This window comes from Polaribacter filamentus (assembly GCF_002943715.1).
Lineage (GTDB): Bacteria > Bacteroidota > Bacteroidia > Flavobacteriales > Flavobacteriaceae > Polaribacter > Polaribacter filamentus.
On the sequence record NZ_MQUA01000013.1, the window covers coordinates 805,340 to 830,280 of the forward strand.

The 24,941-nt window shown below is 31.4% G+C and carries 24 protein-coding genes and 1 pseudogene; 9 read left to right on the plus strand and 16 right to left on the minus strand.

What is annotated here, in order from left to right; translation table 11 throughout:
* Together BST83_RS05775 and BST83_RS05780 are read right to left on the minus strand one after the other, a co-directional pair.
* On the minus strand, positions 1-585 hold the full coding sequence (locus BST83_RS05775; protein ID WP_104808962.1) for a TetR/AcrR family transcriptional regulator: 585 nt from the start codon (positions 583-585) through the stop codon (positions 1-3).
* Positions 586-753: 168 nt separating this feature from the next.
* Positions 754-1,652 (minus strand): annotated as a pseudogene (locus tag BST83_RS05780) (EamA family transporter).
* Between the two features lie 196 nt (positions 1,653-1,848).
* Between BST83_RS05780 and BST83_RS05785 the strand changes: the two are divergent.
* Positions 1,849-3,951: a prolyl oligopeptidase family serine peptidase gene (locus BST83_RS05785; protein WP_104808963.1), complete on the plus strand. Its 2,103-nt coding sequence runs from the start codon at positions 1,849-1,851 to the stop codon at positions 3,949-3,951.
* Between the two features lie 266 nt (positions 3,952-4,217).
* Here the strand turns inward: BST83_RS05785 and BST83_RS05790 are convergent, their stop codons facing one another.
* Positions 4,218-5,468: a mechanosensitive ion channel family protein gene (locus BST83_RS05790; protein WP_104808964.1), complete on the minus strand. Its 1,251-nt coding sequence runs from the start codon at positions 5,466-5,468 to the stop codon at positions 4,218-4,220.
* Between the two features lie 170 nt (positions 5,469-5,638).
* Between BST83_RS05790 and BST83_RS05795 the strand changes: the two genes are divergently transcribed.
* The 5 genes from BST83_RS05795 (at position 5,639) to BST83_RS05815 (ending at position 9,523) form a co-directional block, all read left to right on the plus strand.
* Complete coding sequence (locus tag BST83_RS05795; RefSeq protein ID WP_104808965.1) at positions 5,639-6,217, plus strand: Crp/Fnr family transcriptional regulator; 579 nt, start codon at positions 5,639-5,641, stop codon at positions 6,215-6,217.
* A 71-nt stretch (positions 6,218-6,288) separates the two neighbouring features.
* A complete protein-coding gene (locus BST83_RS05800) occupies positions 6,289-7,383 on the plus strand; it encodes an alkene reductase (protein ID WP_104808966.1) in 1,095 nt (364 codons plus the stop codon).
* Between the two features lie 28 nt (positions 7,384-7,411).
* Positions 7,412-7,837 (plus strand): OsmC family protein, encoded by a 426-nt coding sequence (locus BST83_RS05805; RefSeq protein WP_104808967.1) that lies wholly within the window; start codon positions 7,412-7,414, stop codon positions 7,835-7,837.
* A 2-nt stretch (positions 7,838-7,839) separates the two neighbouring features.
* On the plus strand, positions 7,840-8,895 hold the full coding sequence (locus tag BST83_RS05810; RefSeq protein ID WP_104808968.1) for an NAD(P)-dependent alcohol dehydrogenase: 1,056 nt from the start codon (positions 7,840-7,842) through the stop codon (positions 8,893-8,895).
* A 250-nt stretch (positions 8,896-9,145) separates the two neighbouring features.
* Positions 9,146-9,523, plus strand: coding sequence for a DoxX family protein (locus BST83_RS05815; RefSeq protein WP_104808969.1), 378 nt, complete (start codon positions 9,146-9,148; stop codon positions 9,521-9,523).
* On the opposite strand, the gene BST83_RS05820 is transcribed toward BST83_RS05815, so the two are convergent.
* Genes BST83_RS05820 through BST83_RS05830 form a run of 3 tightly spaced genes read right to left on the minus strand, consistent with a single transcriptional unit; the run spans position 9,520 to position 11,197 of the window.
* Positions 9,520-9,870, minus strand: coding sequence for a DoxX family protein (locus tag BST83_RS05820; RefSeq protein WP_104808970.1), 351 nt, complete (start codon positions 9,868-9,870; stop codon positions 9,520-9,522). The genes BST83_RS05815 and BST83_RS05820 overlap by 4 nt on opposite strands.
* A gap of 58 nt (positions 9,871-9,928) precedes the next feature.
* The gene (locus BST83_RS05825) at positions 9,929-10,564 is read right to left on the minus strand and encodes a thiamine phosphate synthase (RefSeq protein WP_104808971.1); all 636 of its coding nucleotides are present in this window, start codon (positions 10,562-10,564) and stop codon (positions 9,929-9,931) included.
* A gap of 48 nt (positions 10,565-10,612) precedes the next feature.
* Positions 10,613-11,197, minus strand: a complete 585-nt coding sequence (locus tag BST83_RS05830; protein WP_240614671.1) for a DEAD/DEAH box helicase — start codon at positions 11,195-11,197, stop codon at positions 10,613-10,615.
* A gap of 396 nt (positions 11,198-11,593) precedes the next feature.
* Between BST83_RS05830 and BST83_RS05840 the strand changes: the two genes are divergently transcribed.
* Positions 11,594-12,859: a DUF2130 domain-containing protein gene (locus BST83_RS05840; protein ID WP_104808974.1), complete on the plus strand. Its 1,266-nt coding sequence runs from the start codon at positions 11,594-11,596 to the stop codon at positions 12,857-12,859.
* 943 nt (positions 12,860-13,802) lie between these two features.
* On the opposite strand, the gene BST83_RS05845 is transcribed toward BST83_RS05840, so the two are convergent.
* The 6 genes from BST83_RS05845 to BST83_RS05870 all read right to left on the minus strand — a co-directional run bounded on the left by BST83_RS05845 (position 13,803) and on the right by BST83_RS05870 (position 19,749).
* Positions 13,803-14,507 (minus strand): hypothetical protein, encoded by a 705-nt coding sequence (locus BST83_RS05845; protein ID WP_104808975.1) that lies wholly within the window; start codon positions 14,505-14,507, stop codon positions 13,803-13,805.
* A 509-nt stretch (positions 14,508-15,016) separates the two neighbouring features.
* Complete coding sequence (locus BST83_RS05850; protein WP_104808844.1) at positions 15,017-16,060, minus strand: IS5 family transposase; 1,044 nt, start codon at positions 16,058-16,060, stop codon at positions 15,017-15,019.
* A 365-nt stretch (positions 16,061-16,425) separates the two neighbouring features.
* On the minus strand, positions 16,426-16,683 hold the full coding sequence (locus BST83_RS05855; RefSeq protein WP_205853560.1) for a hypothetical protein: 258 nt from the start codon (positions 16,681-16,683) through the stop codon (positions 16,426-16,428).
* A gap of 122 nt (positions 16,684-16,805) precedes the next feature.
* On the minus strand, positions 16,806-17,738 hold the full coding sequence (locus BST83_RS05860; RefSeq protein ID WP_104808977.1) for an alpha/beta hydrolase: 933 nt from the start codon (positions 17,736-17,738) through the stop codon (positions 16,806-16,808).
* A gap of 153 nt (positions 17,739-17,891) precedes the next feature.
* Entirely contained in the window at positions 17,892-19,064 is a 1,173-nt protein-coding gene (locus tag BST83_RS05865; RefSeq protein ID WP_104808978.1) for an acetyltransferase domain-containing protein, read from the minus strand.
* A gap of 220 nt (positions 19,065-19,284) precedes the next feature.
* Positions 19,285-19,749 (minus strand): hypothetical protein, encoded by a 465-nt coding sequence (locus tag BST83_RS05870; protein ID WP_104808979.1) that lies wholly within the window; start codon positions 19,747-19,749, stop codon positions 19,285-19,287.
* 205 nt (positions 19,750-19,954) lie between these two features.
* Between BST83_RS05870 and BST83_RS20525 the strand changes: the two genes are divergently transcribed.
* The gene (locus tag BST83_RS20525; protein ID WP_302849476.1) at positions 19,955-20,035 is read left to right on the plus strand and encodes an SHOCT domain-containing protein; all 81 of its coding nucleotides are present in this window, start codon (positions 19,955-19,957) and stop codon (positions 20,033-20,035) included.
* Positions 20,036-20,094: 59 nt separating this feature from the next.
* Here the strand turns inward: BST83_RS20525 and BST83_RS05880 are convergent, their stop codons facing one another.
* From BST83_RS05880 to BST83_RS05890, 3 genes are all read right to left on the minus strand, one after another.
* Entirely contained in the window at positions 20,095-20,394 is a 300-nt protein-coding gene (locus BST83_RS05880; RefSeq protein WP_104808980.1) for a cyclic nucleotide-binding domain-containing protein, read from the minus strand.
* Positions 20,395-21,329: 935 nt separating this feature from the next.
* Positions 21,330-21,587: a hypothetical protein gene (locus tag BST83_RS05885; protein WP_104808981.1), complete on the minus strand. Its 258-nt coding sequence runs from the start codon at positions 21,585-21,587 to the stop codon at positions 21,330-21,332.
* Positions 21,588-21,589: 2 nt separating this feature from the next.
* Positions 21,590-22,273 (minus strand): MBL fold metallo-hydrolase, encoded by a 684-nt coding sequence (locus BST83_RS05890; protein ID WP_104808982.1) that lies wholly within the window; start codon positions 22,271-22,273, stop codon positions 21,590-21,592.
* A gap of 505 nt (positions 22,274-22,778) precedes the next feature.
* On the opposite strand from BST83_RS05890, the gene BST83_RS05900 reads away from it, so the two are divergent.
* The gene (locus BST83_RS05900; protein WP_104808411.1) at positions 22,779-23,657 is read left to right on the plus strand and encodes an IS982 family transposase; all 879 of its coding nucleotides are present in this window, start codon (positions 22,779-22,781) and stop codon (positions 23,655-23,657) included.
* A 439-nt stretch (positions 23,658-24,096) separates the two neighbouring features.
* Here the strand turns inward: BST83_RS05900 and BST83_RS05905 are convergent, their stop codons facing one another.
* Positions 24,097-24,834: a DUF6090 family protein gene (locus tag BST83_RS05905; protein ID WP_104808984.1), complete on the minus strand. Its 738-nt coding sequence runs from the start codon at positions 24,832-24,834 to the stop codon at positions 24,097-24,099.
* Between the last annotated feature and the right edge of the window lie 107 nt (positions 24,835-24,941).

Consider the following 24,941-nt stretch of genomic DNA (forward strand, 5'->3'; position numbering starts at 1 on the left):
TTATTTAAAAACTTTTATACTGTTCCAAGCCAATTGATAGGCTTCTTTTAAATGTGTTTTATCCAAAGTAAATGCTCCTCGTTTTTGAGACATCATTAAAAATGACAACGGATTAATAGCATACGCGTACAAAATATAATCGGACATTGGTTTTACAATACCTTCTTTTTTACCACGAGCCCATAGGTCGAGTAGTGGTTGCAAATGTTTGATTCCTTCTTGTCTGCTGGCTTCATCAATAATTGGTGTATTATCGCACTGCGCTAAAAACATGGCGTTTTCACACTCATTTAGTTTGAAATCTGCAATGCGATTCCAAATCAATTCGAACCCAGCCTCAACTGGCATTGTTACATTATAACTTTCAAAAGCATATTTTGTATATGCTGCTTTTACTTCAATATAAGTTTTATTTACTAAGTCCTGTTTATTTTCGAAATACAAATAAATAGTAGCTGGAGAAACGTTCGCCATTTTTGCAATTTTACTCATTGGTGTAGCGTGGAAACCATTATTGTTTACCAACTCAATTGTTGCTTTTACAAGTGCATTCCGTTTATCGATACTTTTTTGAAGTGTTGCCATATTGCTTTTATCCTGATGCAAATATATAACAAAAATGAATGTTCATTCTTTTTTGGATAAACATTTATATATTCTTTAATAAACAAAATTGATAGTTGTAAATTTAAATTACGGATTAGATGTAAAGTAAAAATATATTAGACGATTAGATTATGAATAATAAAATTATTAAGAGTACAAAATCAGAAAAACTCCTATCATTATTCCAAATAAGGGAATTAATTTCTTACGTTTATTTTTTTCTTTAAAGAGAAGTCCACCAACAACAACTGCAATTAAAATCTGACTTCGTTTTATAGCAGACAACAACATAATAAGTGCATCAGGATCTTGCAAAGCTTTAAAGTAGAAATAATCTGCAGCCTGCAATAAAACCCCCACCGCTATAATAGACCATCTAAATTTAAATGCTTTTCGTTTTTCTGCATATGGAAACCAGTTAATAGTTAAGATAACCAATAAAATAAGTATAGTATATAAGCAAAACCAAAATTGTAAGGTTTGTGGATTTAAACTTAAATTCTGAATTAAAAATTTATCATACAAACCACTAGAAGCACCTAAGAAGGTAGCGCCAATAATAGCAAAAATCCATTTATTACGTTTAAAATTAATGCCTTCTTGTTTTCCTATTCTAGAATACAAAATCACCGAAAAAGTAATAAAGAAAAAGCCCATCCATTGATATTAATTAGGACTTTCCTTATAAATAACAATAGCCCCAATAAGGGTAAAAAAAGGCCCAGCAGAGCGAATTGGAGTAACAATAGTAATTGTTAAATGCTTTAAAGCCTGATAGGCTAAAATCCAAGAAGCAGCCATTATTGCAGATTTTATAAAAATAAAACCATGTATTTTCCAAGAAAATTGCTGAAAATTATAACCATTTTCTAGCGCATAATCAGGATAAAAAATAGCGAGTCCATAAAATATTGCAACAAATAAAAATCCCCTAGAAATAGTGCCTAAAAGAACAGGGAACACTTCATTACCTTTTACTGCACGTTTTTTACTAAATTATGTACTCCTAAAAAAAGTGCAGCCAATAAGCCTAAATACATCCACATGGCGCGAATATACTTTTTAAAGTTATTTTAGAATTAGAATAGTTGTCGTTTTAATATTTTTTTACAAAATATACTAAGTTTTAGAAAAGTAGAATTTCCTATTAAAAATCAATATAAAAACTACCTATTTATTGTAAACTCTTCATTTTACAGCTACTTTTGACTCTTAAAAATTATTATTGAAAAGTAAAAATAAATGATGTACAAAAAATTGTTACTGTTCGTGTTTTTAATATGGAGTTTTGTTATTACAGGACAAGTTAATTATCCGTTAACCAAAAAGGAACCCATAGTAAATACTTACCATTCTATAGAAATTACAAACAATTATCAATGGTTAGAACACACAGAAAATTCTGAGGTTGTAGATTGGGTGTCAGCACAAAATAAAGTGGCTTTAAAATACTTAAATAAACTAGCGAATACAAATGGGGCTAAGGCAAACATGAAATCTTTTATTTGGAGTGAAATGGAGTATAACAACTTTATTGAAAATAAAAAAAACCAAGAATATTATTACAAATTAATGTATCCGGGTAGAAATTCTCAAGCAAGTATTTATTATAAAAAAGGAAATAAATCTAGCTATCAGCAATTAATAACACCAAATGCTATTTCTAAAAAAGACCGCATCATTTTCACGAATTTAAATCCTTCTTATGGTGACCATTTTTTAGCCTATCAATACAACAGAAATGGAAGTGATTGGAAAGAAATTAAAATAGTAGGAATTAAAAAAAGACATTTCTTTAAAGAGGTATTAACAGAAGTAGTTGCACCACAAATTAATTGGTATGGTCAAGGTTTTTTCTATGTAAAAAATAAATACAATACAGAGAAAGTAAGTAGAAGTTTTCCTGTATTAAAGTATCACAAATTAGGTACAGAGCAAACAGAAGATGCTTCAATTTTTAATGTAGACACTAAAGACGAATATTTGAGTCTGTATGGTGTTGGGAAACAAAGTTTGTTCATTCTTAAAAAATCGGATAATTCTAAAAATAACTATAGTTACTATTATTTAAGACCGCAACTAGATCTAAAACAGTTTACATCAATTTTTAAAGATATTAATTACGATATCGATGTTCATTACTTTAAAAATGACACCGTTTTTGCAAGTACAAAAATTAATAACAAAAAATACGTTATTAACTTCCCCTTGAACGAACCTGAAAAATGGGCATTATTAACACCTTCATACAAAGGAGCTATTTTTACTAATGCTGTGTTTGCTGACAACAAAATAGTGTCATCATTTCAATTAGAAAACTCATCATTACTAACTGTAACGGATTTAAAAGGGTTCGTCCTCGGTGAAGTTGTTACACCGGAAGGGTTAGCCGTAAGTGGCTTATATTATGATGAAGAAAAAAAAGAATTGACATTTAAATTATCTTCATACACGATTCCATCTGTAACTTGTAAGTTAGATTTAACCACTTACAAGTTTACGTATTTAGGTCAAAAAGCAGTGGCGTTTGATTCTTCTAAATATAAATTTATGAGAACAACATTTGCGTCTCATGATGGCGTACAAGTACCTGTTTTTATTGTTTACAAAGATTCTTTGCCCAAAAACGGAAGCACTCCCTTTTTACTAAATACATATGGTGGTTATGGTGTTATTGCACAACCATCCTTTAATCCTGGTGTTATTTCTTTTATCGAGAACGGTGGTGCATTTGCCTATGTTCACGTGAGAGGTGGCGGAGAGTTTGGTTATGATTGGTGGCAAGAAGGAAGAAATTTAAAGAAAAGAAACGGTATTTTAGATTTTACAAAAGCAGCGGATTTTTTAATTACCGAAGGATACACTAGACCTAAAAAAATAGGGATCATAGGAAGTTCTCATGGAGGATTGATAACGGCCGGTGCAATGATTGAAAGACCAGATTTATTTGGCGCTGCTGTAATAAATGTAGGTGTTTTAGATGTGTTACGTTTTGAAAAAACAGAAGCAGGTGCGCATTATACAAATACCAGTGAATTTGGAACAGTCAAAAATGAAGTAGAATTTAAAAATATGCTTTCGTATTCTCCACTTCACAATTTAAAAGAAAGTATAAATTATCCTTCAACATTAATTATTACAGGAACAAATGATTCAAGAGTGCCCCCTAATCACTCTTATAAATTTGCTGCTAAATTACAAAATGGGCTCCAACAAACGAACCCTATTTTATTATGGACCCAAGAAAATGAGGGGCATTATGGAGCTAGTCAGTATAATAGTTATATAGAAGAATTAACTTTTGTATATACTTTTTTAAGCCGAGAGCTCCATAAAACGGAATAAGTTCAGGTTATAATTAGGACGTCAAGCGCTTTAACGATATTAGTTTTTCTTTATCTAATTGTAGATTATTTAAAAAAAAATCAGTTTACTTACTTGTTGTACATTCTGGAAAATGCTGTTCATTAAGAGTGGGTTTAAGAATGAAATGAGTAAAATTTGTAACGAGAATAATAATTTTAGCTGTTAATTAGGTTCTAGATATAATTTTTTATAAAAAAATAACTCTTACAAATATTCTAACTCAAAATAAACAACGGTTAGTTTGCTTATTCTTTTAAACTTGAAAAACTTGAATTACTTGGCAATTCGAAAAGTTCTAAATTGAAATACGGAACAGCGGCAATGATATGATCAAAAATATCGGCCATTATGTATTCATAGTTCTTCCAGCGTTTATCGCTGCTAAAAGCATAGATTTCTAAAGGAATTCCTTGAGTGCCTGGGGCTAATTGACGCACCATAATCATCATTTCTTTATTAGTGCCAGAATGATTTTCTATGTAGGTTTCAACATACTTTCTAAACACACCTATGTTCGTAAGGTTTCGGCCATTTAAAAGTAATTCTTTATTGATTGTATTATTCTTATTGTAGGTGTCAATATCAGATTGGCGAGTTTGCAGATAAGTCGAAATCAATTGTATTTTTTTTAGGCTATTTAATTCATTTTTAGATAAATAATGAATGCTATCTAACTTAATACTTAAGGACCTTTTTATGCGTCTTCCTTCCGAACTTTCCATTCCTCTCCAGTTCTTAAACGAATCCGAAATTAAAGCATACGTAGGAATTGTAGTGATTGTTTTATCAAAGTTTTGAACTTTTACGGTTGATAGATTAATTTCCGTAACATCGCCATCAGCACCATATTTTTCAAACGTAATCCAATCACCAATTCGTACCATATCATTAATAGAAACCTGAATACTAGCAACAAAACCTAGAATAATATCCTTAAAAATTAAAATAATAACAGCAGAAGCAGCACCAATAGTAGTAATGAATTTAATAAATTCTATACCGGTAATAATGGCAAATGCGGACAAAACACCAACCACCCAAGCAAATATCATAAATACCTGTATGTAACTGTCTATGGGCTTATCATTTAAACGAGGTAAAGATTTAAAGTAATCTTTAAGAGTGTTTAGCAAGCTTCGAGCAACCCAAAGAAAAAGGATAATCGTAAATACCTGCAAACCTTTTTGAATAATATTTCCGAAATAGGTAAAGTCAATAAACACAGACGGAGTAAGCTGTAAAACAATAAGTAAGGGAATAATATGGGCAATATTTCGTGGCGCTTTGTTTTGCACCAATAAATTATCGAAATTGGTTTTAGTTCTAGATGCAAATTGTGTAAATAATTGCACAATAATTTTCCGAATTATAAAATCTATAAAGACGGCTGAAATAAGTAACACTATTACTAAAACAATCATGTTTAAATATTTGGCTGCTAAAATTCCCATTCCGGTAGTCAGTAAATAATCGTATAACAAGTGTTCAATATTCATAAGTTGATGGTTTTTACTACAAAGGTTATCAGGCTAGATAACCTCGTCTTATAATAGACTGCAAAAGTAGGTATTCTCGGATGTAAATAGGGTGCTTTAATGAGTTATATTTCTATAGATTCCTGTAATTTAGTAGTGTAATTTATCAAACATTTTAGCACCTTTGTACTATGCATCCATCGATAACAAAACACATCATTAATCATATCAAAGCAACTAAAAAGGATTTACAAGTATTCAATGCTGTTTTAAATGAAATCTCTGTTGGCAAAGGTCAGTTTTTACTAAAGCCAGGTACGCATGTAAAACACGAACATTTTGTAGTAAAAGGGTGTTTAAGGGCTTATTATATGGATGATAAAGGCAGTAAACATATCATTCAGTTTGCGATAGAGAATTGGTGGGTGGGCGACTTTGATGCGTTTTACAATCAAATATCTTCAAAATTATATATTGAAGCGATTGAAGATTCGCAGTTATTATGCATAAGTTATGATAGTCTTCATAAAATTTATGAAGAGGCTCCTGTTTTTGAACGCTACTTTAGAGTTTTAACAACTCATGCATTTATTGCACAACGGAAACGTATTTTATCAACATTAGAAAAAAATACGCAAGAACGATATCTCGAATTCTGCACCTCCTATCCAAATATAGAAGATAGAGTTGCTAATTATGATATCGCAAATTACTTAGGTGTTACTCCAGAAAACTTAAGCAGGGTTAGGAAAAAGTTAAATTGGTCTTAATTGATCTAGGTCAATGAGATTGTTGAGTTCATATCGTAAATTTGTTTTAATTAAAACTTATATAAATCTACATGAGCAAGCAAAATTTATTAACACCCAATACTAAAAATATAACTTTAAAAAACCGCATTATCATGGCACCGATGACGCGCAGTAGAGCAGATAACGAAGGCAATGTGCCTACAGATGAATTACACGGTTTATATTACGAACAGCGTGCTTCCGCAGGTTTAATTATTACAGAAGGTGCGCAAGTATCCAAGCAAGCGATCGGTTACATTTATACTGCAGGTATTTATTCTGATGAACAAGTAGCAGGTTGGAAAAAAGTAACCAAACGTGTGCATGATGCAGGAGGAAAAATATTTATCCAATTATGGCATGTGGGTAGAATGTCGCACCCGGACTTTCATAACGGCGAATTACCACTATCGGCTTCCGCTTTAAATCCAGAAGAAAAATCATTTACTTCAGGAGGATTTAAAGATACTGTTACACCCAAAGAAATGACGATTGAAGATATAAAAACAACCATTCAAGATTTTAAAAATGCTGCTGTAAACGCAGTAAAAGCAAGTTTTGATGGCGTAGAAATACATTCTTCGAACGGCTATTTATTTCATCAGTTTTTTAATGGATCTTCAAATAAAAGAACAGATGCTTACGGCGGAAGTACAGAAAATAAAGCCCGTTTCTTTTTTGAAGTTTTAGATGCGATAAAAGAAGTAATTCCGCAAGAGAAAATAGGAGCACGTTTCAATCCTTCTTTAAATGGTTTATTTGGAATGACGATGGATGAAGATACAATTCCGACTTTTGAATACATTATCAAAAAATTAAACGATTATAGTTTGGCCTACATACATTTATCGGAACCGTTTACGGATGTTTCAGAAATACCGTTTGCGGTTTCAGAAATTGCAAAACATTTTCGTCCTTTATATAATGGTACATTAATGATTAACACCGCGTTTGATCAAGAAAAAGGGAATAAAATAATTGAGGATGGTTTAGCAGATTTAGTGGCTTATGGCAAGCCTTTCATCTCTAATCCAGATTTAGTAGAACGTTTTGAAAACAATTTGGAATTAGCCGATTGGGATCAAGATACGTTTTACACAACAGGAGCAAAAGGATATACAGACTATCCCAAGGCTTCAAAATAAATACTAATTTAATTTAAAAACACACAGTATGAAATTTACAAGAAAAGCAAATGCAGCATGGACCGGTAGTGGAAAAGACGGAAAAGGAAGCATCACGACAGGAAGTAAAGTATTAGATAGAACACAATATTCGTTTCACACTCGATTTGAAGATGGCGAAAAAGGAACAAATCCAGAAGAGTTAATTGGAGCAGCACATGCAGGTTGTTTTGCAATGCAATTAAGTTTCTTATTAAATGAAAGTAACTTCACCGCAACTACCTTGTATGTAGATGCAGTTGTTACTTTTGAAGACGGAGCAATTACAAAAATCACCTTACATTTAGAAGGAGATGTACCGAATATTGATGCAGAACAATTTCAGCAAATAGCACACAAAGCGAAAGAGGTTTGTCCGATTTCAAAAGTATTAAACACTGAGATTGAATTAAAAATTACTTTAAAAAGCGCATAAATATGACAAATACAATAGTAAAAGCATTTGGAGCAACTGCATCTACAGAAGATTTAAAACCGTTAGATATAGAAAGAAGAGCAACAGGTAAAGATGACATAAAAATTGATATTACGTATTGCGGTGTGTGTCACAGTGACATACATATGGCGAGAAACGATTGGAAAGGAGCATCCTATCCTGTGGTTCCTGGGCATGAAATTATTGGTCGCGTTTTAGAGGTTGGTGCAAACGTTAGCACCCACAAAATAGGCGATTTGGTTGGTGTAGGTTGTATGGTAGATTCCTGCCAAACTTGTTCTTCTTGCCAGCAAGATCTAGAACAATTTTGTGAAAACGGAGCAACATTTACATATAACAGTCCAGATAAACATCTCGAAGGGAAACAGACATATGGAGGCTATTCTACATCCGTAGTGGTTGATGAAAAATTTGTATTGCGTATTCCAGGAAATTTAGACGAGGCAGCAACCGCACCTTTGTTATGCGCTGGTGTTACAACTTGGTCGCCATTAACGCATTGGAAAGTGAAAAAAGGAGATAAAGTAGGTGTCATCGGTTTAGGCGGATTAGGGCATATGGGCGTTAAATTTGCAAATGCGTTGGGTGCTCATGTAGTAATGATTACCACCTCCCCAGAAAAAGGAAAAGATGCAAAAAGATTAGGTGCACATGAAGTTTTGGTTTCTAAAGATCAAGTAGAAATGAAAAAACACCAAGGTAGTTTCGACTTTATTTTAAATACCATTCCGGTTGGTCATGAAATGGATCCTTATTTAGGATTGCTTAAAATTGATGCAACAATGGTTTTAGTGGGTGCAATAGAACCTTTGGAGCCGTTTTCTGGAGGAAACATCATTATGGGACGTAAGCGCATTGCTGGTTCTTTGATAGGCGGAATTAAAGAAACACAAGAGATGTTAGATTTCTGCGGAAAACATAACATTACTAGTGATATTGAATTGATTGACATGCAAAACATCAACACTGCTTATGATCGTATTCTTAAAAATGACGTTACATACAGATTTGTAATTGACATGAAATCACTTAAATAAAACAGGATTTTACATCCTTTATAAAAGTAAAGTAATCTCCTTTAACCTTTCGATTGAGCGCCCTAAAAGCAAAAGTCGAAAGGTTTTTATTTTAAAGAAGTGTAGTTCTTTTTGATTAAGATAAAACGACAGAAACTTATTTTGTAGCAACTTCATTTTATCTTAATTTCAAAGTAGTTTTATTTTAAAGCTATCGTTGGATTATTTTTTATAAATTCGTACTACTTAAATAAACTAAAAACAGATATCAATGGAACTAATGAACTATATAATTATTGCATTCAAAATAACTGTCGGAATCAGTATTTTAAATGTTTGGTTACTTCAACAAAATAAACCAACAAGATGGCGAGGTGGAGATGCTAAAACCATTGTTGAAGAGTTTAAAGTATATGGTTTTTCAAAAAACTTTTGCTATGTGATAGGCTTTTTAAAAGTAAGTTTAGCGATTATTTTAATGGCTTCTATTCAGTTTGAGATGCTAACTTTAATAGGTAGTTTAGGCTTATCGGCTTTATTAGCAGGGTCAATACTAATGCATATCATCGTAAAAGATGTTTGGTACAAGTCGTTTCCAGCCTTTTTATTTATAGTAATGAATCTAATCATTGCGTCTGGTTCCCTTTAAAAGTACTTATAATAGGTTTTAATCGCAATAAATAAATTTAAAGCTGCAAAAATAAAAGAGGGTGAGGACTGAATAAAATTATCATTAATTTTTAATCGTAAAATAAAACCAGCCAGCATTAACAAGCACAAACCTATAGACGCTAAGAGCAATAATATCGGACTAAAATAGAGTCCGATTAACAAGCCTGTTGAACCGAGTAGCTGAAGAATTCCTGTTAATTTTCTGTAGCTTGGTAAATCATATCTAATAAATTCCGCAATTATAAAATCAGAATAAAAGCAATTCATTCCAAAATATATAAATGCTAAACTTGAGAACCAGGTAATTACGGTTAGTAAATCCAAATTTTTTGTTTAAAGTTAACTGTTTTTTTATCATTTATAAAATAGTGCTAGTATATTCTTAAAATGTGTGGCGTTGTTCGTCTACAGATGATGCTTTTAATAGTTGGTTAAACAACTTTACACTATCAAAATTACTTGTAATTTCTGTAGAAATAGCAACTCCAGAAATTCCGGTTGCCAAAATAGCTGCAACATCTTCTGTGGTAATTCCGCCAGCGCCTATAATCGGAGTATCCGTTTTTAACGCTTCTACAATGGCAGTATATCCATTTAAACCCAAGACAGTAGGCATATTTTCTTTAGTTTCTGCACTTCTAAAAGGAGCCAATCGAATATAATCGACTTGTTCATTTAACAATGTTTCGCAATCTTGCAATGTATTTGCTGTTGCACCAATAATTTGCCACGTGTAGATATGAATTCTAGCTTTGGTTGCCAAGTCTGTTTGCGCTAAATGCACACCATCTGCTTTTACTGTTTTAGCTATTTTATAATTGTTAAATATAAGCAAACGAGTTTGAAAATGAGCCGTCATTTCTCTCGCTTCCTTCGCCAATTTTAAATGTTGTTTTTCTGATACTTTCTGTAAATGTAATTCCACTAATTCTGCACCTGCCGAACACGCTTTTTGAATATTTTCTAGATGTTCTTCTGGAGTGCTGCCTTGAGAAATATAATGTAGTTTTGGTATCATCTTGTAATCGTTTTTTTGAGAGAATTCGCTTTTTGAGAAAGGCTGCTTTTAAGCTCCTTTAACAGAAATTATTTTAGCATGTTTCATAAAATAGCTCTCAAAGCGTTTTAGAAAGGGATGCATTTTTTCTGAATATATTACAAATTGACATTTTTGAATACTTTGCGTCATTAACATCATAGCGTTGTGCGCAGTTTTTTGTTCTAAAAAAGCCCCATCATCCATGCTAAATATTTGCAGTTGGGTGGTATTTACACCTTCTAATAAAAACAATTTGTTTAAGATTTTAGGCGTCGAAATAAGAATGTCTACACCTTCAAAAATTTCTGATTTTATAACATCAATATGCAATTTTTCATCACAATTATAAAGACGTAATTCATGGTGTCTAATATATTTTGTAAAGGCATCATACAATTCAGCTGCTTTATTTCTGTCTTCAACTAAAATAATAGCTCTTGGTGCGGTGCCAATTGCTTCACATTTTAATTTTTGCAACGTAGTAAGTATCAGCGTCGTTGTTTTTCCGCTTCCTTCTGGAGCAACACAATAAATATTAGCACCACTTTTTATAACTGGTATGCTGGCGATCTGAAAAGGAGTAGGAGTTGTTATTTCAAGAAACTCGAGCATCTCATGGATATCGGAATGTAATTTTTTAAAAGGCATAGAAATTAAAGAGATGATTGTTTTGTAATATTCTGTTTAAAGAAGGCAAATATACAACTTAATTGATGTACCTGTTTTTCTATGCCCGCTTTTGTTTTTCCTGGGATGCAAGGAGTAGAAATATCTTTAGCAATTCAATATTCATCCATGGAAAATAAGGAAGGGATAAATAGTGAGCATCGCGAAGAATTCAATAGAAATAAAATCCGTCCATATTTTTGTTACTTTTCATCCCTAGAAAAAAGAAAAGGCACTATTTTTGTCAAAACATCTGCTAAATTCATCTACGGATTTTATCAGATTCTGCTGAAGTATTCATACATTTAAAAAATAAGCAGTTATTATAATTAAAAAAACCAAATGAAAAACGAAAACCAAATAAAGTGTCCAAATTGCGGAACCTCCATCGATGTTCAAGATATTTTATCTCATCAATTAGAAGAAGAAATCAAACAAAAATACCAGTCTCAAATTGCCCAAGAAAAGAAGAAGTATGAAGTTGAACAGGAGAAATTAAAACAAGAAAAACTAGATTTTGAACAGAAGAAAAAGAAGGAAAATGAGCTTTTTCAAGATCGTTTGGAAAAACAGTTAAAAGAAGGTAAAAAAGAAATAGAGGCGATATTAAAGCACAAATTAAAAGAAGAACAATCAGAACAATTTGAAGCCTTGCAAAAGGAATTAAACGAAAAGTCTGAACAGGTTAAAGAATTAAGTCGATCGAAAGCAGAGATTGAAAAGCTAAAAAGAGAAAAAAGCGAATTAAAAGATTCGGTAGAGGCAGAATCTCAGAAAAAGCTAAATGAGATTTTATCAATAGAAAAAGAGAAAATTAAAAAAGCTGAAGAAGATAAAAATGAATTGCGTTTTAAAGAAATGCAAAAACAATTAGAAGATCAGAAAAAGCTTACCGAAGAAATGAAACGTAAGCAGGAGCAAGGTTCCATGCAATTGCAAGGAGAAGTGCAAGAATTGGCAATAGAGGAGTGGTTGATATCAAAATTCCCTCTAGATACCATCGAAGAAATTAAAAAAGGAGCTAGAGGAGGAGATTGCATCCAGATTGTACATTCTAGAACGGAACAAAATTGCGGGACTATTTATTACGAAAGCAAAAGAACCAAAGATTTTCAGCCAACTTGGATTGAGAAATTTAAAGCTGATATTAGGGATAAAGGCGCAAATATTGGCGTTTTAGTTACCGAAGTGATGCCTTCTGACATGGATAGAATGGGCTTAAAAGATGGAATTTGGATCTGTAATTATGAGGAGTTTAAAGGGCTGTGTGCTGTTTTAAGAGAAGGAATTTTACAAGTAAATAACGCCATTAGTACGCAAGAAAATAAAGGCGATAAAATGGACTTGCTCTATGATTATTTAACGAGCAATACTTTTAGAATGCAAATTGAAGCAATTGTGGAAGGATTTACGCAAATGAAATCTGATTTAGACAGTGAAAAAAGGTCTATGCAGAGAATTTGGAAACAAAGAGAAAAACAAATTGAGAAGGTGGTGACCAATACAATTGATATGTATGGCTCTATAAAAGGAATTGCCGGAAATGCAATTCAATCTGTAAAAGCTCTAGAGTTGCCCGGTTATGATGAAGATTTGGATGAGGAATAAAATTGTTATAATTTCCCTTTTTGAATGTTTAAAAACGTAATAAATTCAATTTAATAGTACCATTGAAATTAGTAAACTTTGTAAAGAGAATCTTTTTGCAGCTGGTTGGTAGTAATTTTGGTTATTACTCAGGTTCTTAATGTCTATTCTTTTTAAATCCATATATACTTTTCTTTAAAATCTTTTTCACGAAGGTGTTCGTATTGGTTTTTTATATTGTTAATAAACATACCTACCCACTTTGGCATTGACAGAAAAGGCAATTGTTAGGATTAGAATGCTTATCATTGAATTCAAATTAGCTCTTCAGAGCTTGTGAATAAATGTTACATATTTGGAAAGTTGTTAGCTGGTGCGCGAGGATTTTTCGAAGGAAAATCAAAAGCATGCAAGCAAAGCAATTAATATTGGCTGAGCTAAAACTAGCAATTAATTTTATGCAGTGTTGCAGTGTCGTTTTTTATTTGTTGGCATTATACTCTATCAATCATCGACATTTTGTTAAGTATACAATGAGCGATTATTAATGCCATAAATTTCGTCCAAATTTTACTTATGCTATTCCCATAATTAAACCTATAATTCCTGCACTTATTGACCTTGCGGAAAAATCATAAGAATGGCTAAATCCAAAAATAGCACCTTGTAGAACGACTGTAATAATTGTTTCAAAAGCTGTTTCTCCGCTTTGTCTAGGATTTCAACGTCACTGATTAGAGATTCTAATGCGGAAAAGCCATCATCCAACGCTGATTTTAACTCAATTAAACCAGTTCTTATTCCTTTTTGGTCCTCTCACTCTACTTCCAATTATTGATCTGAAGAGCCATTAAAATTCCAATAACAACAAGTACGATTTCACCAAGAGCATATTTAAAATATTTTCCAGTATTCTTTTTCTCCAAAAGGTATTACCTTATTTTTCGAAAGAATTTGATCATAATTAATTTCTACTTAATGTATTTGGTTCGGTAAGTGCTATAATAGCATTTATTGATGCCATAACTTTGGTACTTTCTAGCTCCATAGGGAAACTCGTGGAATCTACAATAATGGCTAATGTATTTGTCTTCCAATAGACCAACTTTTCTAGTTTAATTTTATCCTCTTTTGATATTAGGCCTTTAAACTGATAGTTCAATGACGCGGTATTTTTATGGAATTGTATTATTTCTTTTGAAACTTGATTTGACGCTTCTTCCTCTTCCTTATAATCCAATACTAAATCACTCCATTCGACAATATACTTTTTTAATTTTAGATTGCTAATATTACTAAACGAAGGTGAGTTAATTAGAGATTTTATACTGCTACTAGAAGGGTCAAATGAAACTACACTGGATAAATATGGTGGTTTCCCAAATATACCTTCAAATATGGAATCAGTATTTTGATCGGTTATTGGAAAATTTTTTATAAAATTTTTGCCAATATTGTAAGTCTTGTTCATAAATCTTAAACGCTTAACAAGCTGAATTTTATTATCTTTAAATTCAGTATTAATGTCTCTTAAATATGCTCTTTCCAATGCCTTATTATTCCTTAAACTATTCCATTCATTAATCCAAAATGAAAAAGAGATACTTAAAACAATAACAAAAAATTCAAGAGTATATTTAACAACATATTTTTTTAATCCTTTTTTCATAATTATTTTTTTCAAAGATAATCAATCATTTCAAAAAACACTATTCTTAAACCTCAGCAATATTCATTCCAAGTCAAATACTTACACAATAATTGTATGGATTTATATATAATTCGATTATCTATGCTACTGAAAGGGGTGGAGTATTCATCTATAAATGTAAGTTTACCAATGTACGAGGTTTAGAAATAGCTCAATTAAAAGAAGAAGATATACCTGTAGTTTAAAGTTTAATAATATTTTATCCTTTGTTAGCCTTTCGTTATTTATTGTTTATTTCTTCTGAAAGTATTTAGCCAAGTTTTTTTAGTGTTTTTTGAGTTTCGATATAAGCACTTAACAAAAACCTTAAATTAAAATGTTCATTATCAACGATACAAGACCGTTGCAAAAAGCGAACTTAATTATTTTTACTTTTTAGAGTTCCCTTTTTTTTAGCTACAACATCGATTATGCTATTTTTTTTCTATTTTAAGTGAGTAAATGCCTTTTTTAGGCTTCATTTTTCCTTAATTTTTACAATTAGACGCAAATATCCCTGGACTTCGATATAAATTATAGCACATTGCCTCCATCAAATTTTGTGTATGCATTTTTTTCATCCCTCTGTATCTTGCAATTCCACCTTTAAACCATAATTTTATTCCTCCAAAAGTACGTTCTACTTTAAACCTTGTTTTTCCTATTAATTTATTGAATCTAGTTTCCCATTTTGTTAACGGTTTATTTTTTACCGCCTTTTTAAGGATATGATTCTTTAAATTACGCTTCTTTAAAATCGCAACATTTTTCTTTGATTGGTACCCTTTATCTGCCTTTAGAGGGATGTCTTTTGGTAATGCTACATTTACAGTTTCTAGAACTTCCTCCAAATTTGCAATCTCATTTTTGCTCGCAGTTGTGGTTAGTACTCCTAGAACAAGTCCTTCGTTATCCGTTACATGATGCTTTTTAAACCCAAAATGGTACTTTCCTCTTTTCTTTAACCAAGTACCCTCTTTATCGACACTATCTGGATATTCTTTGTGTACTTCTACTTGGTCTGCACAGCGGTCTTCGGTTACCTTAAAATTTGTTTTTCCTTTTGGTCTAAGTGGCGTATCTATTACACTAGCGTCTATTATTAAACCTGTTTTTACAATGATATTATGTGCTTCTAGCTGTTTGTTTATGGAGGTAAATAATTTTTCGAAGGTTTGTGTTTTGGTTAATGCGGTTCTAAACCTACTTAAAGTACTATGATCTGGAGCAACCTGTTCAATGGTCATCCCACAAAAATAACTAAAGGAAAGACTGTCATTTATTCGGTCTTCAACTTCATAATCGCTTAAACCATACCAACTTTGTAAAAGACACATTTTAAAAAGTAATGTCCCATCATAAGAAGGCTTGCCAGTGGCACTTTTTCCTTTTAAATAATCATTATTTATTAGGATAGAGATCGTATCCCAATCGATAAGGGTGTTTATTTGGGTGAAAAATGTCTTTTTAATTTTTCTTGCTCGTAAATCACAAATGCTATCGGCTAAAGTTGGTTGTTTTTGTATTTTCATACACTAAATTTACAGATTAATATACTTACAATCAAATATTTAACATAAATAATAACGTGTTATTTTTGTGCTTTTTATTAGGCACTTCCTTGCAACGGTCTCGATACTTTTAAATTGCATATTATTTAAAATAATTCTATTATCAAAGTTAGAAAAATTACTTCACTCTAATTTATCTTCATAAACAGAAAATTTTCCGTCTAGTTCGCGAAGTGATATAAGTTTTTAGTAGCGTTTCATTAAAAAAAGTTGCCTCGTTTAAGTTTTAAAGTTACTAAATAAAAAAGGAACCAATAAAATCCGTGTGGATTTTTGCAAGTAGGCTGGAGCTAGCGATAAATTATATATGTTTTTAGTAAATGTTGCTATTTTTGCTTTTCCAATTCAAAATTCAAAATATGTCCTGACCGACCTCCAACAGTACCAGCACAGATGGCTTTTCGTCCTTCTATTTTGAGTATTTTAACACTAATTTTTTCCCCTTTCACATCTGGAGAGTTATTTAAATAATTCAATTCAAAATTGCATTCTGACTTCCATTCGATTGTTGCTTCTGTCGTTGGAAAACCAACAGCTGTTTCTTTTTGAGTTTTTTCAAATCGTTTTATAATTAAAGCAGGCATTTTATAGTTAGTAGATTCTGCTTTAAATGTTCCGATTTTAAAATCAACACAAGTTAAACTTTTTGATTTTGTACAACTCGAAATCAATATAAGCGCAAAAATGTATAGTATTCTCATATTTTCTATTCAATTACTTCATCTAAAAAATTGAATATTCTAGAGTATATATGTTTGAATTGTTTTTCACTAAATCCTGCATGTTTTCCTTTTGGATCAGAAACCAATTCGTTCTTTATTCCAACCTCATTCAACAGGTCATGAAATGTAACAGCTTGATCAAATGGCACAACTGCATCTAACTCTCCGTGTATAGTAATGATCGGAGGTGTTTTAGATGTTATATTTTTCACAGGAGAATATGATGCAGATATATTATCTACCCGATCAAGACCGTCTATCCAGGACCCTGCGTAGTTCCACTCAGGTTTTTTGGTCCTTAAGTAATTCTCAACTTTTGCAATATCTGTAACACCGAACCAATTGACAATTGCCTTTATTTTCAATTGATTACCAACATAACAATCATGGCTATCGGTAATTGTATTGAGCAAGCCGGTAATTAGTGCCAAGTGACCTCCAGCAGACCCTCCTGAGATGACAATATTTTCTAGATCAATGTTATAACTAGACGCATTTTTAGCTACCCAAGAGATTGCACACATAGCATCATCCACAGCTTGAGGGGCAGTATTTTCACCCTTTCGGTATTCTATATTTACAATATTCCAGCCTCGCTCTAGGTAAGGAATCAACTCAAGCGTTGCACGCTCTTTTGCACCACCAACCCAACCACCGCCATGGAAGTAAATCAAAGTTGGATGATTTATGGTATCAGGAAGCCAGTAATCTGGTTCGCCAATCCTTTGGCCTTGACTATAGACATCCAATTTCTGCTCCGGGCTGTCACCATAAGATATCTCGGTGTCAACACGGTATTTCATCCCCCAAAATGATGAGACTTCTTTAGGTTCGGTTGTACTATTTTCATTTCCGCTATTTGAACAGCCCATAAAAAAGAGCATCCCAATCAAATAAATTATTTTTAAGTCTTTCATAATTTTCAAAGATAACTTTTTTGTGTATTTTTTGTTGAGTGTTTCAAGCTATTAACTTAGTAAATAAAAACCGAATAGAAAGTCCGTTAGGATTTTAGTAAGTATGTTAGAACTAGCAATTAATTTCACACGGTTTTGGCAATAATATGATTTCTATAAATATCCCAACCACCATTTTTCTTTATGATCTAGTTTATATTGACCAAATCGCTTACACAATGGATAAAGCGAAATCACAATTCCTATCCAAACAACATAGACCCAACTTAAATGAAGACCATAACCATCCAATTCAGGTACGCCAGTTACCCATCTTTTTAAAAGCATCACTTTCCAGCCAAAACCTGTTAGTTGCGCCAAAAGCATTGCGGATAAGTGAATTAAGTATATGTGCAGAATGTAATAGAAAAAGGGTACTTTCCCGAAAACTCTAAAGATATTAACGAGTCTTCCTTTCAACTTTTCTGAATTTCCCAAAAAGAGGAACGTAATTCCCAGTGTCATCAGTAAGAAGGTGAGTGAAGGGGGGTATTTACGAGGGTTAAAGAACGAAAACAGTGTTTGAAGTATTGTATCGTAACTTTGCCAATGATTCGGGTTTCCATAGGAATTAATTCCCCGAACAACAACGAAAAGAACAATCGCCCCAATCCCAATCAATGTAAATAATTTTTGCCGCTTGATGGGCTCAATTGTTTTTTGGTAAAAAGAACCGAAATAATAGCCAAGTGACATTACCCCCACCCAAGGGATGATTGGATACGCTGTTAACAATTTTCTGCCACCTAAAATAGTAAAACGACTCTGTTCGTGAAGAATCGCCCATAAAAGATTATCTTCAAAATGTATGTTGTCTAATAAATTATGACCGAAAATGATGAGTAGGCTACACCACAAAATTGATTTAAATGGCAGGTGTATCATCGCTGCTAGAAAAAGCATACTGATACCAAGCGACCAGATTATCCCAAGTGGTATTGACCCAAAATGGATATTGAAAAACCATCCAAAATTAACAATGACCACTTCAACAAGTACGAGCCAAATACCACGTTTTAATAAAAAAATGGACAACTCTTTCTTGGATTTTCGCATGCCCACCAAATAGGCCGAAACACCAGCTAATAAGCAAAATGCAGGAGCACAAAAATGAGTGATCCATCGTGTGAAATAAATAAAAGCGTCTGTTTGAAGAGGATCACTAGATTTATAGAAAAAGGCATCATAATGAAAATAATCCCTCGTGTGATCTAGAGCCATGATCACCATCACTATACCTTTCAATAGGTCTAATGATTGAATTCTTTGTATTGCTATTTTCTCCATAAATGTAGTTTCTATATTGTCGCTATCGTGCTTGTATATGAGTTGTTGCGTTGTTTAAGCGTCTAATTTAGTAAATAAATCGCATATAGAAAGTCCACGAGAACTTTTTGTACTTAGTAAGTTTTAATTGTTTTTTCTAGAAGTGATATTTACTTTTTTTCGCTAATAGAGTCCTTATGCATACTGCTCTTTAAATTAAATGAAAGACGTTCAGATGGAACTATTTTTTTTCAATGCTATTTATTGAATTTATAATACTATGCAGCTGATGTTCTGATAGTTTTGTTTCATTGTTTTTAGGGTTATATGAGATATACCATGAAAATCCCAGTGATAAAAATGAAAGTGCGAGTGCTATGAAAGACAGTTTTGGTTGAACTCTACTAATCTCAAATGATTTGTCTGCCGTAGTTAAAAAATCGCTATCTATTAAATTTTCTAAATCAGGACTTATTTGAACTTGAAGTGGTTGAAATCTTACAATTTCTAGATAAAAATTTTTGGGATATATTATTGCATTTCCACCAAAGGTTTTTCCAGTTATTTTTAAATCAAGGTCAAAAGAGTGAGAGCCTTTTATTTGATTTTTAGTTTTTTTATTTGATTGATTTTTTGAAAGAAAATCTTCAGGTGTTGTATTCAGAAAATCATTTTTAAATTCTATAAGTAAACCTTCAGATGTCAAATACTTCAATAATTAAATAAAATTAAGCATCTCTTTTGATGCATTTCTATCTTCTTTTTTATCAAAAGCTAAAGAAATTAAAAAAGAATGCCAAAAATACATTTCTGTTCATACTCAAAAGGTTTCTGGAAAGGCCTTTAGCGATTTTGTAGCAGAACAGATTGCTAAAAACAACACAAACAATACAGTATCATCTGCAGATGAAATACTCAAATATAAAACAATGCTTGACCAAGGTATTATTAACCAGGAAGAATTTAATCAAAATAAAAAAGAATTATTATAAGATAACTAACAGTAATATTAACTGAATTTAAAAATAAATTATGAAACAATTTTTATTTATTACGGCGGCTTTATTAATGTCCTTTTTTTTATTATCAAGTTGTGGTCCCGGAGGGCCAAGCAAACAGGAAATTTTGAAATACGCTGTAAAAACTCAGGATATTTTTCAGTGAATTGTTCATGCCTTTCTTCGACAGTGAGTGTTAAACTATCTATTAATCTGCGTTGCATAAAAGCAAGACCTCTTTCTACAACAGTTCTAAAAAAGGTTTCGAATCTATGGGAATGGGCTTTTAGTATTTGTTCGTTTTCAAAATCCAAATATAAAATTAGACTGCCTTCCAATGCTTCTACAAACATTGTCGCAGGTTGGTGATAGATGAAACTATTAGGATCTGAAATCTACCATCCATACATAGCAAGCGATATAATTTGTTCTTTACCATTCTTATCCATAACATATGTCTTAAATGTACTTTGGGCAGCTAAAAATTCGATATTTAGCGATAAAGCCAGGCTGTATAACAAATTGTCTTTTTTTGACCTTACGCGCTGTGAAAGAATACTTTTCGATTAATTTATTTTGTAGTGATTGAACTACTTTTCTATCGTGTTCTCAAATGGCATACAACTTGGTGTGTATGGTTAATTAAGTGGTTTATAAATAATTTAGCAAATAAAAACCAAATAAAAACCATAGAAGAATTTTATAAGTAGGCGAGAAGAAAGAAATTATTTTCAAATAGCCTAATTTAGCATTTAAAAAAAAACTAAATTAGACCTATAAACCTAACATTGTTTTGCTCACAGGTTCATTATGCACAAAAAAATCAACTGTAAAATTGGTTCCGGTTATTTCTCTCGGATTATCATCTTTTTTAATTAGGTCAAAGGAGTTTTCCAAAATTGCAGTAAAATAAATCGGTTCGAGCTGGGTTTCATCCAATTCTGAAACTGATTTTATTTTCTGTTTTGAATTTAAAAGTACAATATCCTAACTCATTCAGTTTTTTTATTTTTTAGGTCGCTGTTTGCATAATATTTTTCCTCAATAAAAAGTATATTGGTAAAGTCAGAACTAATAAAATTCCAATGATTTCTGTCAAATCAGTAAGAATAAATTCACCACTTTTCCAATCCATAGTTTCTGTTCTCGTTTCGGTAATTTCTAATCCACTATATGCGCAAAAATAAAATCAGAAAAGTAGTCGGATACTTTATTATATTTTCCTTTTAAACCTTTAGTATCAAATTCTTATTGAAAAGGTGCAGAATTTGCTAAATATACCTATGGTTTAGTTCATTTTTAAGTCATGAATAATATTTTGGACAAAGTCTTTTTTTGTGATACCAGCATCAGATTTTAGGATTGTAGTAATTTGACTTAATATCTCATTAATGGATAAACCATTCTTATAGCCATTGACAGTGATCTTATAATGCTCTTCTATTACATTTCTAAGTTTTTTAACATCATTAATATTGCTAATTGGTCCGTGTCCCGGCATAATAATTGTATTTTCGTCCACAAGTATGATGATTTGGTTTAACATCTTTAAAAATCCTTTAAAAATCCTTTAAAACTTCCTCCATTATTTAAATCTATAAATGGATATCCATAAGTGACAAAGGAATCTCCCGTATGCATAATGTTACTAACCTTAAAAAAAACAAGAGTGTCTCCATCTGTATGACCAAAACCAAAATTATATAGTTGAATTTCTTCATCGCTCTTAAAAATACTCATTGATGAAGAGTAGGTTATTGTTGGAATTCCTTCTTTTGGGTATATATCTTGGAATATTATTTCTCCACCCATTGGATATAATTCCTGCTTTTGATGAAGTCTTTTTCTGACGTTTATATGCGAAATTATTGGAATTCCTTTTTTGCCAAAAGCCTTGTTCCCATCAATATGATCGTGATGAAAATGAGTGTTAATTATAAATTTTATTTCTTTTGGACTAACAGATTGTATCGTTTCTAGAATTAATTCTTCAATAACTTCCCATTGATCGTCTATCAGTATTATTCCGTCATCGGAAACAAAAACGCCAATGTTACCGGCAACTCCACCAAATGTCTGTATCATATAAAACTGATCGTTTATTTTTATTACTTTCTCTGTCAATGACTCTTCTACAACTTTTTCTCTTTCTTTTAAAGTTTTTAGATCAGGATCTTCCGATTGCTCATAAGAAATGAATGAAATAAAAAAGAATAAAACAATCTTGCCCATTTTAAATTTATTTTTAGTTTTTGATAAAAGTAATCAATTGCTAATAAAACCAACTAATTGTAATTGATCTAATTTCTTCATTTTGCTGCAGCAATATTATGTATTGTAGTATGTTCTTATTCAAATGATTAAGCTGCAGGGCAATGATAATAAGAATAACAACTAGTAAAATTTCTCCGATGGCATATTTCAAATACTTTCTTGTTTTATTTTTTTCCATAAGGTTGTATCGTATTTTTCTAAAGAATTTTGTAATTGAAGATTGGTTGGTTTTTCGAAAGGTAGATTAATAAAATGGATAACTAGATTACTAATAATGAATGCCAACCCTCAATATAGTTTATAAAACAACCTACAACACATCAAAAAAAAAGAGATAATGATATTTTTAAGTTGTAGTATCATTTATAGTAATACCCGTTGTGCATTATAAATAGTTAAAAAAAGTTATTCATTTGACTATTAAAAGTCGTATATTTAATTGACAATCAATCGATTAAATACGATGAATAACTTTAGAGCAAATTACGATAAAATTTTAGAAGTCTTAGCCACAATTACAGAAAAGGAACAATTTTTACGTCAAAACAGGAAACCAAAACTAAAAGACATTGAATTAATCGCTATGAATTTAACAGCAGAATATATGGGTATAGACAGTGAATGTCAGTTGTTTCGGGATATTCCAGAATATTTGTTTGCTAAAATAGAGCGATCAGTTTACAATAAACGGAAGCGAAAATTATTTTTTGCCATTGAATTTATAAGAACTCAACTCTCCAATAAGTTCACGGAGTTTGAAAACTATTATGTAGTAGATAGTATGCCTTTGGAGATTGTAAAACTCTCAAGAAGCGGGAGAAGTAAAGTTTGTAAAGAGTACTTTTATTCAGCCCCAAATAGAGGTTATTGTGCTAGTCAAAACATGCATTATTATGGCTATAAAATACATGCTGTTTGTTCTATTGATGGCGTGTTTAAAAGTTTTGATATTAGCAAAGCTTCTGTACATGATATTCATTATTTAAAAGACATTAAAAATCAGTTTAATAACTGTGTGGTTTTAGGGGACAAAGGATACCTAAGTGCGGACTATCAGTTAGATTTATTTGAGAGTAAACAAATTAAATTAGAAGTTCCAATGCGTAAAAATCAACAGAATTACAAAAAACAAACGTATATTTTTAGGAAGAAAAGAAAACGAATTGAGACCTTGTTTTCTCAACTTTGTGACCAGTTTAAAATACGGAATAATTATGCGAAAACTTTTGAAGGTTTTAAGACAAGAATTCTCTCAAAATTAACAGCACTAACTATCATTCAATACATTAACAAATTTGTTTTTAATAGGAATATAAACAATTTAAAAGTCAATATTGTTTAAATGCACAACGGGTATAGTAATAGTTATTTTTAAACAGTTTACCAGTGTAGTAACTTTTTTACAGAGTATCAAAAAGATTTTTAGAACTATTCTCTAAGTTGCAGTCACGTTAGTATATGTAATTGTTTTTTAATAATAGATCTCATTATATTTTTTTATCGGGTGCAGGTAGTATTTATGATACCAAAAATACTGTAATATCCTTGACCCCTGGACCATCATAGCAAACAGCTAAAACTGCTTTGTTTATAGTTTTTTTTGGGTTCAAACAATAAATTTAGTAAATAATTACTTACAAAGAAAATCTGCGAAGGTTTTCGCAAGTAAGCCTGCACTAGACATTAATTATAAACGTTGTTGTGCTTTCGTTATTTATATTTCTACCGAATGCGAAGATTAATTGAAAATATTTTTAGTTAAATTCAATGTAATTCTATTTCTATTCTTGTGAGGTTGATAAGTTTTTCAACCGTATCTTTTTTCTCTTATAAAATGCTAATTGAATATATCTATTTGTTTGCAGTCTATCTACAACAACCATAAAGTTTGACACATTGTCAAGTTGAGCAGTATTTATTAAACTTTGACCGCCTAACTCTTTTAAAGATTTAATTTTTAAGGAATCTACGTTTGGTAAGTTTGCTTCGTAAGCTAAACGTAAAGCATTAGGCTGAGTAAAGTTGTGTGCATAAGAGATATACTCTTCATAACTTTTTATCATTGGGCCCTTTTCATAGGTTGATGCCCAATTAAATCTATTATAATAAGCGCCTAATCGTCTTTTCAACAAATTATCTCTTATTAAATCAATGTTGCCATTATTGACTAAGCTTTCATACGAGTTACTTGAACTACCGAATGTTACTATCATTTGTGAGGTGAAAATGTTAAAGAATAATTGAACTAAATCTATTGAATCTGGGGATTTATTTAAATCATTCAAAAGCTGTTTTCCAGCTTTGTCTGAGATTTCAACATCACTTATGAGATTTTCTAATATGGAAAAGTCATCCTCTAAAGCTGATTTTAATTCTATTAACCCAGTTCTTATTCCTTTTTGGACCTTTCTACTCTCATTCCAATTGTTAATAGAAAGAGCAATTAAAATTCCAATAACAACAAGCACGATTTCGCCAATTGCATATTTAAAATATTTTTTAGTATTGTTTTTTTCCATAAAGTCGTATCGTATTTTTCTAAAGATTTTTATCATTATTTAGCGTTAAGTGTAATAAAGCACAAGGATTTCCCTACAATATTTGCCAACGTATTTGTTTATGGTTT

What these genes read in the sequence shown, in the direction of transcription:
- BST83_RS05900 (WP_104808411.1), top strand. Translation starts at nt 22,779, where the DNA reads ATGAATAACTTTAGAGCAAATTACGATAAAATTTTAGAAGTCTTAGCC.
- BST83_RS05795 (WP_104808965.1), top strand. Translation starts at nt 5,639, where the DNA reads ATGCATCCATCGATAACAAAACACATCATTAATCATATCAAAGCAACT.
- BST83_RS05830 (WP_240614671.1), bottom strand. Translation starts at nt 11,197, where the DNA reads ATGCTCGAGTTTCTTGAAATAACAACTCCTACTCCTTTTCAGATCGCC.
- BST83_RS05845 (WP_104808975.1), bottom strand. Translation starts at nt 14,507, where the DNA reads ATGAAAAAAGGATTAAAAAAATATGTTGTTAAATATACTCTTGAATTT.
- BST83_RS05825 (WP_104808971.1), bottom strand. Translation starts at nt 10,564, where the DNA reads ATGATACCAAAACTACATTATATTTCTCAAGGCAGCACTCCAGAAGAA.
- BST83_RS05860 (WP_104808977.1), bottom strand. Translation starts at nt 17,738, where the DNA reads ATGAAAGACTTAAAAATAATTTATTTGATTGGGATGCTCTTTTTTATG.
- BST83_RS05850 (WP_104808844.1), bottom strand. Translation starts at nt 16,060, where the DNA reads ATGAAAATACAAAAACAACCAACTTTAGCCGATAGCATTTGTGATTTA.
- BST83_RS05775 (WP_104808962.1), bottom strand. Translation starts at nt 585, where the DNA reads ATGGCAACACTTCAAAAAAGTATCGATAAACGGAATGCACTTGTAAAA.
- BST83_RS05815 (WP_104808969.1), top strand. Translation starts at nt 9,146, where the DNA reads ATGGAACTAATGAACTATATAATTATTGCATTCAAAATAACTGTCGGA.
- BST83_RS05885 (WP_104808981.1), bottom strand. Translation starts at nt 21,587, where the DNA reads ATGTTAAACCAAATCATCATACTTGTGGACGAAAATACAATTATTATG.
- BST83_RS05855 (WP_205853560.1), bottom strand. Translation starts at nt 16,683, where the DNA reads ATGCCTGCTTTAATTATAAAACGATTTGAAAAAACTCAAAAAGAAACA.
- BST83_RS05800 (WP_104808966.1), top strand. Translation starts at nt 6,289, where the DNA reads ATGAGCAAGCAAAATTTATTAACACCCAATACTAAAAATATAACTTTA.
- BST83_RS05905 (WP_104808984.1), bottom strand. Translation starts at nt 24,834, where the DNA reads ATGGAAAAAAACAATACTAAAAAATATTTTAAATATGCAATTGGCGAA.
- BST83_RS05810 (WP_104808968.1), top strand. Translation starts at nt 7,840, where the DNA reads ATGACAAATACAATAGTAAAAGCATTTGGAGCAACTGCATCTACAGAA.
- BST83_RS05805 (WP_104808967.1), top strand. Translation starts at nt 7,412, where the DNA reads ATGAAATTTACAAGAAAAGCAAATGCAGCATGGACCGGTAGTGGAAAA.
- BST83_RS05790 (WP_104808964.1), bottom strand. Translation starts at nt 5,468, where the DNA reads ATGAATATTGAACACTTGTTATACGATTATTTACTGACTACCGGAATG.
- BST83_RS05785 (WP_104808963.1), top strand. Translation starts at nt 1,849, where the DNA reads ATGATGTACAAAAAATTGTTACTGTTCGTGTTTTTAATATGGAGTTTT.
- BST83_RS05865 (WP_104808978.1), bottom strand. Translation starts at nt 19,064, where the DNA reads ATGGAGAAAATAGCAATACAAAGAATTCAATCATTAGACCTATTGAAA.
- BST83_RS05890 (WP_104808982.1), bottom strand. Translation starts at nt 22,273, where the DNA reads ATGGGCAAGATTGTTTTATTCTTTTTTATTTCATTCATTTCTTATGAG.
- BST83_RS05840 (WP_104808974.1), top strand. Translation starts at nt 11,594, where the DNA reads ATGAAAAACGAAAACCAAATAAAGTGTCCAAATTGCGGAACCTCCATC.
- BST83_RS05880 (WP_104808980.1), bottom strand. Translation starts at nt 20,394, where the DNA reads ATGTTTGTAGAAGCATTGGAAGGCAGTCTAATTTTATATTTGGATTTT.